Raw genomic sequence first — 7,854 nt, 5'->3', positions numbered from 1 at the left:
GCCGCGCAGCAGCGGGCTGCCGCCGTGCCGCCACCGGGTGGCGAAGTCGTCCAACGCACCCTGCGCCTCGGCGGACTCGCGAATCCCCAGGGCGCGCAAGGCTTCCGGCGTGCATGACGGGTAGCCGGCCGACTTCGAGCGGGGGGCGCTACGCACGCTGGTGGCCACTGAGGTCGCTTCTAAGGCGCGCAGCCGCCAGTTGGCCAGCCAGTGGTGCATGCCGTCGAGGCAGTACGGGTCGTCGAGCTGCGCGTTGACCACCGGAGTGACGCCGAGGGTGATCAGGCTCCGGCGATCTTCGCCGGCCAACGTGTCGAGCACGCGCATCAGCGGCAAGTAGGCCGCCGCCCAGGATTGGTACAGCCATTCCTCGCCGACGGGCCAGCGGCCGTGATGGGCCAGCCAGGGCAGGTGGGTGTGCAAAACCAGGGTGAAGAGGCCGGGCACCCGGTCCTGCGCCGTGCTCACGGCGCTACCGCGATCGCGACCAGGTCCAGGCTGTCGTCGATGTGGTGGCCGGTGCGCGCACCCTCGCCGGCCTCGATCAGGTCGAAGTCGGCGGTGGTGACCGCGGCGACGTCGGCCGCCAGCTCGGGCGGCCAGGGGGCCCCTTGGTCAGCGGCCAGTGCCCGCTGGATCTGCGCGTCGATGATCGAGCCGCCGTGCCGGGCGTCCATCTCCCGCAGCCGCGGGCCATGGAACAGGCCGCTGATCGAGACGTCGCGGAACCCGCCGTCGACCAGCAGCTGGGTGAGCTCGGCGGCGTTGAGTTCCCGGGTGTGGAAGGGGTTGATCGGGGTGTCACGGCCGGGGGAGAAGGTGATCCGGTTGGGGGTCGACATCATCAGCAGCCCCGACGGTCGCAGCACCCGGGCGCACTCCACGACGAACTGTGTTTGGTCCCACAGGTGCTCGATCACCTGGAAGTTGACCACGATGTCCACCGACGAGTCGGGCAGCGGCAGCTGCGCGAGGTTCGCCTGCAGGACGTCCACCCGGGGGTAGCGGCTGCGGACATGGGCCACCGCGGCGTCGTCGTAGTCGACGGCGATGACGCGGCGCGCGACGCCGGCGATCAGATCGGCGCCGTAGCCCTCGCCGCAACCGGCCTCGAGCACGTCGGCGCCCCCGCAGCGCCCGGCGAGCCGCTGGTAGACGACCTCGTGGCGGCGGAACCAGTAGTTCTCGATGTCTATACCGGGGATGGTGCGCTCGCCCGTCAGCGTCATCACGGCGTCACCCACCGACGCGGTGTCGCCGGGGGGGTGCTGCGGGACGTCAGGGACCGGTGCGCTCATTGCATAGGCAGGCTAACGCGAAGTGTCGGATTCGCGAACCGGGGACGTGAGCCCTCGCTCGTGAGGCGGCGGACGGGCTGCGAGAACGTGCCGCCCAGCGACGACTCCGCCCGCGGCAGCGGACGGGGGAGGAGCGGGCAATATGGCCTGAGCGACCAGCTATGGTGTGAATGCATACCGCACAAAGTTACCGGGTAGTAACACGGCCGTGCGTTGCGAAAACGCGTACCGAGGTTTCGTAGTCGATTGCTGCGAGCCCCCTTCGAGGAGGACGAACCACACTCATGACGAACATCGTGGTCCTGATCAAGCAGGTCCCAGACACCTGGTCGGAGCGCAAGCTCTCCGACGGCGATTTCACGTTGGACCGTGAGGCCGCCGACGCGGTGCTGGACGAGATCAACGAGCGCGCGGTCGAAGAGGCGCTGCAGATTCGCGAGCGCGAGGGTGGCGAGGGGTCGGTGACCGTGCTGACCGCAGGTCCCGAGCGCGCCACCGAGGCCATCCGCAAGGCGCTGTCGATGGGCGCCGACAAGGCCGTCCACCTCAAGGACGACGGCCTGCACGGCTCGGACGTGGTCCAGACTGGATGGGCGCTGGCGCGCGCGTTGGGCACCATCGAGGGCACCGAGCTGGTCATCGCCGGCAACGAGGCGACCGACGGGACCGGCGGCGCGGTGCCGGCCGTCATCGCCGAGTACCTGGGCCTGCCGCAGCTCACCCACGTGCGCAAGCTCTCCATCGAGGGCGACAAGGTCACCGGCGAGCGGGAGACCGACGAAGGCGTGTTCACCCTGGAGGCCACGCTGCCCGCGGTGGTCAGCGTCACCGAGAAGATCAACGAGCCGCGCTTCCCCTCCTTCAAGGGCATCATGGCCGCCAAGAAGAAAGAGGTCACGGTGCTGACCCTCGCCGAGATCGGGGTCGAGCCCGACGAGGTCGGGCTGGAGAACGCCGGTTCGACCGTGCTGTCGTCGACGCCCAAGCCGCCCAAGACCGCGGGCGAGAAGGTTACCGACGAGGGCGAAGGCGGCAACGACATCGCCAAGTACCTGGTCGGCCAGAAGATCATCTAGCACCAGACACCTCCGGACACACGAAAGAGCGAAATAACCCATGGCTGAAGTACTGGTGCTCGTCGAGCACACAGAAGGTGCGCTGAAGAAGGTCACCTCCGAACTGATCACCGCCGCCCGCGCGCTGGGCGAGCCGGCCGCCGTCGTGGTCGGCGCGCCCGGCACGGCCGCGCCTCTGGTCGACGGGCTCAAGGAGGCCGGCGCCGCCAAGATCTACGTCGCCGAGTCCGACGACGTCGACAAGTACCTGATCACCCCGGTGGTCGACGTGCTGGCCTCGCTTGCCGAGTCCAACTCGCCCGCCGCGGTGATCCTGTCGGCCAACGCCGACGGCAAGGAGATCGCCGGCCGGCTCGCGGCTCGCATCGGCTCCGGCCTGCTGGTCGACGTGGTCGACGTCAAGGAAGGCAATAAGGCGACCTACTCCATCTTCGGTGGCGCGTACACCGTAGAGGCGCAGGCCAACGGCGACACCCCGGTGATCACCGTGCGCGCCGGTGCGATCGACGCCGAACCGCAGGCCGGCGCCGGCGAAGAGGTCACCGTCGAGGTGCCGGCCCCAGCCGAGAACGCCACCAAGGTCACCGCCCGCGAGCCCGCGGTCGCCGGCGACCGTCCGGAACTGACCGAGGCCACCATCGTCGTCTCCGGTGGTCGCGGCGTCGGCAGCGCGGAGAACTTCAGCGTCGTCGAGGAGCTGGCCGACTCGCTGGGTGCGGCCGTCGGCGCCTCGCGCGCCGCCGTCGACTCCGGCTACTACCCGGGCCAGTTCCAGGTGGGCCAGACCGGTAAGACGGTCTCGCCGCAGCTCTACATCGCGCTGGGCATCTCCGGTGCCATCCAGCACCGGGCGGGCATGCAGACCTCCAAGACGATCATCGCGGTCAATAAGGACGAAGAGGCGCCCATCTTCGAGATCGCCGACTACGGCGTGGTGGGCGACCTGTTCAAGGTGGCTCCGCAACTCACCGAGGCGGTCAAGACCCGCAAGGGCTGAGTCTCTCGGCGGCAAAAGCCCCCGGCACCGCGGTGCCGGGGGCTTTTGCGTTCGTACCCCATTGATCGCTTCCCGAATCCGCTAGTGCCCGTGCTAGCGGATCCCGAAGCCGCACAACAGTTCTCGGTCCGGCTGTCGACGCCGTTAGGCGCCGGTCAGCATCGCGTCGATGCGCCGCACGGCCACCGAGCACACCGTCAGGTAGGGCGCGGCCCACCACGGCACCGACATGCTCACCCGCGCGCCGTCACCGACCGGGTCCACCCGATGCCGGGTCGCCGGGACACCGGCCACCTTCCACGCCCAATAGTGCCCCGGCTCGAACTCGGTGACTTCGAACGGCACAGAGACCAGCAGCGACGTCTGGACCACGCCCGTCACGCCAAGGCCCAGCTCGGTGTGCGGCGGATCCAGCCGCGCCCCCCGAATTGTCGGGCCCCACTTCGGCCACGCACCCAGATCGACCAACAGCTCCCACACAGCGGTCGGCGGCGCCGCGATCTGCCGATCCGCGGTCAGCATCATGGCGCGGCCTGCCCAAACCGGCGCTGCTGTTTGACGACGTCATCGAGATCGGTGAGCCGTCGCAGGCCCGCCAACGGTTGGGTCATGCGCCTGTTTCCCTCCAGATAGTTCTTGTTGCGCTGCAGAAACACCCAGTAGCCGCCGGTGAAGGGGCACGCACGCTCGCCGACCCGCTCGGTCGGGCGGTAGGCGCAGTGCCCGCAGTAGTCGCTCATCCGGTTGATGTAGGCGCCGCCCGCGGCGTAGGGCTTCGTCGCCATCAGTCCGCCATCGGCGTGCTGTGACATGCCCACGACGTTGGCGACCATCACCCACTCATAGCCATCGACGAAGCAGCGGTGGAACCAGTCGGTGACCGCGGCGGGGTTCCAGCCGCGCTGCAGCGCGTAATTGGACAACACCATCAGTCGCGGGATGTGATGCGCCCAGCCGTGATCGCGGACCTGCGCCAGCACATCGCGCAGGCAGCGGGCCTCGACGGCGTCGGCGTCGAGGTCGGCGAACCAGTCCGGCAGGGGGGCGCGCGCGTCGAGCGCGTTGCGGCGCCGGTAACCGGGGCCGAAATACCAATAGACGTGCCAGATGTAGTCCCGCCACCCGATCAGTTGGCGGATGTAACCCTCGACGCTGGCCAGCGGGGCGTTGCCCGCGCGGTAGGCGTCCTCGGCCGCGTACGCGCAGTCCAGCGGGTCGAGCAGCCCGAGGTTCATCGGCGCCGACAGCAGGCTGTGCGCCATGAAACGGTCACCGGAGAGCATGGCGTCCTCGTGAGGGCCGAAGTGCGGCAACCGATCCCGCACAAACACTCTTAATGCGGTCTGCGCTTCGGTTGCGGTGACGGGGAATTCGCGCGGCCCGTCGCGACCGACGAAGGCGGCGTCGCCGTCGCGCTCCCAGCGGTCCAGGTCCGCGCGCACCTGCTCGTCGATCTCGTCCTCGTCGGGTCGCCACGGCGCGGGCACACCTAGCGTCTCGGCGCCTTTCGGAGCCGGCTCTCGGTTGTCGGCGTCGAAGTTCCACCGCCCGCCCACCGGTTGGTCCCCGTCCATCAACAGCTCGAACCGGCGCCGGGCGTCGCGGTAGAAGTTCTCCGGCAGCAGCGTCCGCTGCCGCTTGGCCCATTCGTCGAAATCCGCGCGATCGGTGCAGAATCCGCGCGCGGGCAACACCTCGATCGCCGGCCGCGACCGGACGAACCCGTCCGCGGCCCAGGTGGTGGGTTGGCACACGCTGATCGGCTCGCGCACCCGCTCCAGCGCCTCGCCGTACGTGCGGGTCCGCAGGAACTGCGCCTGATCGCCCAGTTCGGCCGCGCGGTGGCGCAGCGCGGACAGCACGAGGTGGGCCTTGCGGCGGTGAAAGCGGCGGCGCCCGAACACCGCGCGGGACTCGATGAGCAACACCGGCTGGTCGCGGTGGTCCAGGAAGTGCGGGCCCAGCTGATCGGCGAAGCACCAACGGCGCGTGTCCGGGCTCATACCGCGGCCGCGGTGTGGTTCACGACGGAGCCTGAATCCGCGAGTGGATCGTCATCTTGCACGCTCTACCCGCAACACTCGGTGCTCAACCGCGGCATTTCGTCATCTCACGTGCACCGACACGTCACAGCGGCGATGCCGACTAGCTCATCGACTACGCCACGTTGGGGTTCATGAGCATCGCTTCAGTCCTCATACCCAGCGAAAAGCCCACCGGCGCGGCGGCCACACCGCGCTACTCCCTGTTGCTGTCCACCGACCCCGCCATGATCGAGGCGGCGCAGCGGCTGCGGTACGACGTGTTCACCAGCACCCCCGGCTTCGCACTGCCGGCGGCCGGCCAGGACGGGCGGGATGTCGACCGGTTCGACGAGTTCTGTGACCACCTGCTGGTGCGCGACGACGACACCGGCGAGATGGTCGGCTGCTACCGCATGCTGGCGCCGGCCGGCGCCATCGCGGCCGGGGGCCTCTACACCGCCACCGAGTTCGACATCCGCGCCCTGGACCCGCTGCGGCCGTCCCTGGTGGAGATGGGACGCGCCGTGGTGCGCGACGGGCATCGCAACGGCGGCGTCGTGCTGTTGATGTGGGCGGGCATCCTGGCCTACCTGGACCGCTACGGCTACGACCACGTGACCGGATGCGTGTCGGTGCCCATCGGTGACGAAGACGACGGCCCGGTGCCGGGCCGCCGGCTGCGCGGCGTCCGCGATTTCATCCTCGACCGGCACGCGGCACCGCCGGAACACCGGGTGTATCCGCACCGGCCGGTGGTGGTCGACGGGACGGCGATCGACGACATCACGCCGCCGGCGCGGCCGTCGGTTCCGGCGCTGATGCGCGGATACCTGCGGCTGGGCGCCCAGGTGTGCGGGGAACCCGCGCACGACCCCGACTTCGGCGTCGGCGACTTCTGCGTCCTGCTGGGCAAGGCGCACGCCGACACCCGATATCTCAAGCGCCTCCGGTCGGTGTCGGCGGCATCGGAAATGGCGGGCGATCGCCGATGAACGCCCCGGCGGGCACCGGACACTCCTGGCTGCCGCGCGCCTCGTGCGATGCGGGCTGCGTGGGCGCGGTCGACGTGGCGACGCCGCGACGGCTGCGGGTGACGCTGCGGATCGCCCTTCGCCTCACGCTGGCGCTGCTGCTCGCACCGGGGCTGCCGCTGCTGGCGGTGCCGTTGCCGGGCCGCACCCGCGCGCAGCGCGTCTATTGCCGCGCGGTGCTGCGCTGCCTGGGGGTGCGAATCACCGTGACGGGCAACCCGATTCGCAACCTGCGCGGGGTGCTGGTGGTGAGCCCGCACATGTCGTGGCTCGACGTCTTCGCCATCGGCTCGGTGCTGCCCGGGTCGTTCGTCGCGCGCGCCGACATGTTCACCGGCCGCGCGACCGGGGTGGTGGCCCGCATCCTGAAGATCATCCCCATCGAGCGGTCCAGTCTGCGGCGGCTGCCCGGTGTGGTCGACGCCGTCGCCCGCCGGCTGCGCGCCGGTCAGACGGTGGTGGCCTTCCCGGAGGGCACCACCTGGTGCGGTGTGGACCGCGGCGCCTTCTATCCGGCGATGTTCCAGGCCGCGATCGATGCCGCCCGCCCGGTGCAGCCCGTGCGGCTGACCTATCACCACGTCGACGGCAGCCCCTCGACGGTGCCGGCCTTCGTCGGCGACGAGACGCTGCTGAGCTCCATTCGGCGGCTGCTGGTCGTGCCGCGCACGCTGGCGCGGGTGCACGTCGAGTCGCTGCAGCTGCCGGGGACCGACCGGCGGGCCCTGGCGCACCGCTGCCAGTCCGCGGTGGGCGGCGGAACCCCCCGGCGCGCTGGTCACGGGCACGTGCTGGTGGCTTGAGCAAACGGGCGGGCCGGTATCGTGGTTCGCGTCATGGTCTACCTCGATCACGCCGCCACCACCCCGATGCACCCCGCCGCCGTCGAGGCGATGACGGCTGTGCTCGGCACGGTCGGCAATGCGTCCTCGCTGCACACCAGCGGCCGGGCGGCGCGGCGCCGCGTCGAGGAGTCCCGCGAGCTGATCGCCGACCGGCTGGGCGCGCGCCCCTCGGAGGTCATCTTCACCGCCGGCGGCACCGAGAGCGACAACCTGGCGGTCAAGGGCATCTACTGGGCCCGCCGCGACGCCGAGCCGCGGCACCGGCGCATCGTCACCAGTGAGGTGGAACACCACGCCGTGCTGGACTCGGTGAATTGGCTCGTCGAGCACGAGGGCGCCGAGGTCACCTGGCTGCCGACCGCCGCCGACGGGTCGGTGTCGGCCGCGGCGCTGCGCGAGGTGCTTACGCGCCACGACGACGTCGCGCTGGTCTCGGTGATGTGGGCCAACAACGAGGTCGGCACCGTCCTGCCGGCCGCCGAACTCGCCGCCGTCGCAGCCGAATTCGGCGTGCCGATGCACAGCGACGCCGTCCAGGCGGTGGGGCAGGTGCCGGTCGACTTCGCCGCCAGCGGGCTGTCGG

General features: G+C 70.4%; 8 protein-coding genes and 1 pseudogene. 5 read left to right on the top strand and 4 right to left on the bottom strand.

Annotation, left to right across the window (positions count from 1 at the left end):
* Together DQP58_RS25040 and DQP58_RS25035 are read right to left on the bottom strand one after the other, a co-directional pair.
* A pseudogene (locus tag DQP58_RS25040) lies at positions 1 to 468 on the bottom strand (1,4-alpha-glucan branching protein); the annotation flags it as partial.
* Complete coding sequence (locus DQP58_RS25035; RefSeq protein WP_112710789.1) at positions 465 to 1,298, bottom strand: class I SAM-dependent methyltransferase; 834 nt, start codon at positions 1,296 to 1,298, stop codon at positions 465 to 467. The gene DQP58_RS25035 and the pseudogene DQP58_RS25040, both read right to left, overlap by 4 nt.
* 284 nt (positions 1,299 to 1,582) lie before the next feature.
* Here DQP58_RS25035 and DQP58_RS25030 point away from each other — a divergent pair, with 284 nt between their 5' ends.
* On the top strand, positions 1,583 to 2,374 hold the full coding sequence (locus tag DQP58_RS25030; RefSeq protein WP_112710788.1) for an electron transfer flavoprotein subunit beta/FixA family protein: 792 nt from the start codon (positions 1,583 to 1,585) through the stop codon (positions 2,372 to 2,374).
* A gap of 40 nt (positions 2,375 to 2,414) precedes the next feature.
* Positions 2,415 to 3,371, top strand: a complete 957-nt coding sequence (locus DQP58_RS25025) for an electron transfer flavoprotein subunit alpha/FixB family protein (protein WP_112710787.1) — start codon at positions 2,415 to 2,417, stop codon at positions 3,369 to 3,371.
* Between the two features lie 144 nt (positions 3,372 to 3,515).
* Here DQP58_RS25025 and DQP58_RS25020 read toward each other — a convergent pair whose 3' ends face one another.
* The gene (locus DQP58_RS25020) at positions 3,516 to 3,896 is read right to left on the bottom strand and encodes an SRPBCC family protein (protein ID WP_112710786.1); all 381 of its coding nucleotides are present in this window, start codon (positions 3,894 to 3,896) and stop codon (positions 3,516 to 3,518) included.
* Positions 3,893 to 5,374 (bottom strand): cryptochrome/photolyase family protein, encoded by a 1,482-nt coding sequence (locus DQP58_RS25015; protein WP_112710785.1) that lies wholly within the window; start codon positions 5,372 to 5,374, stop codon positions 3,893 to 3,895. The genes DQP58_RS25020 and DQP58_RS25015 overlap by 4 nt, the downstream gene beginning before the upstream one ends.
* Before the next feature lie 173 nt (positions 5,375 to 5,547).
* On the opposite strand from DQP58_RS25015, the gene DQP58_RS25010 reads away from it, so the two are divergent.
* The 3 genes from DQP58_RS25010 to DQP58_RS25000 all read left to right on the top strand — a co-directional run.
* Positions 5,548 to 6,387, top strand: coding sequence for a GNAT family N-acetyltransferase (locus DQP58_RS25010; RefSeq protein WP_112710784.1), 840 nt, complete (start codon positions 5,548 to 5,550; stop codon positions 6,385 to 6,387).
* Complete coding sequence (locus DQP58_RS25005) at positions 6,384 to 7,229, top strand: lysophospholipid acyltransferase family protein (protein WP_112710783.1); 846 nt, start codon at positions 6,384 to 6,386, stop codon at positions 7,227 to 7,229. The genes DQP58_RS25010 and DQP58_RS25005 overlap by 4 nt, the downstream gene beginning before the upstream one ends.
* Positions 7,230 to 7,262: 33 nt before the next feature.
* Positions 7,263 to 7,854 (top strand): cysteine desulfurase family protein (locus DQP58_RS25000; protein WP_114149370.1); only part of this gene is annotated, 592 nt, incomplete at its 3' end.

This window comes from Mycobacterium colombiense, assembly GCF_003284975.1.
Taxonomy (GTDB): domain Bacteria; phylum Actinomycetota; class Actinomycetes; order Mycobacteriales; family Mycobacteriaceae; genus Mycobacterium; species Mycobacterium europaeum_A.
The sequence above is the reverse complement of the archived record's forward strand: the minus strand, read 5'-3'. Positions and strand labels throughout refer to the sequence as shown.

Bases quoted from the DNA above. Each gene is read 5' to 3' on its own strand.
- DQP58_RS25020 (WP_112710786.1), bottom strand. From the start codon at position 3,896: ATGATGCTGACCGCGGATCGGCAGATCGCGGCGCCGCCGACCGCTGTG.
- DQP58_RS25005 (WP_112710783.1), top strand. From the start codon at position 6,384: ATGAACGCCCCGGCGGGCACCGGACACTCCTGGCTGCCGCGCGCCTCG.
- DQP58_RS25015 (WP_112710785.1), bottom strand. From the start codon at position 5,374: ATGAGCCCGGACACGCGCCGTTGGTGCTTCGCCGATCAGCTGGGCCCG.
- DQP58_RS25035 (WP_112710789.1), bottom strand. From the start codon at position 1,298: ATGAGCGCACCGGTCCCTGACGTCCCGCAGCACCCCCCCGGCGACACC.
- DQP58_RS25025 (WP_112710787.1), top strand. From the start codon at position 2,415: ATGGCTGAAGTACTGGTGCTCGTCGAGCACACAGAAGGTGCGCTGAAG.
- DQP58_RS25030 (WP_112710788.1), top strand. From the start codon at position 1,583: ATGACGAACATCGTGGTCCTGATCAAGCAGGTCCCAGACACCTGGTCG.
- DQP58_RS25010 (WP_112710784.1), top strand. From the start codon at position 5,548: ATGAGCATCGCTTCAGTCCTCATACCCAGCGAAAAGCCCACCGGCGCG.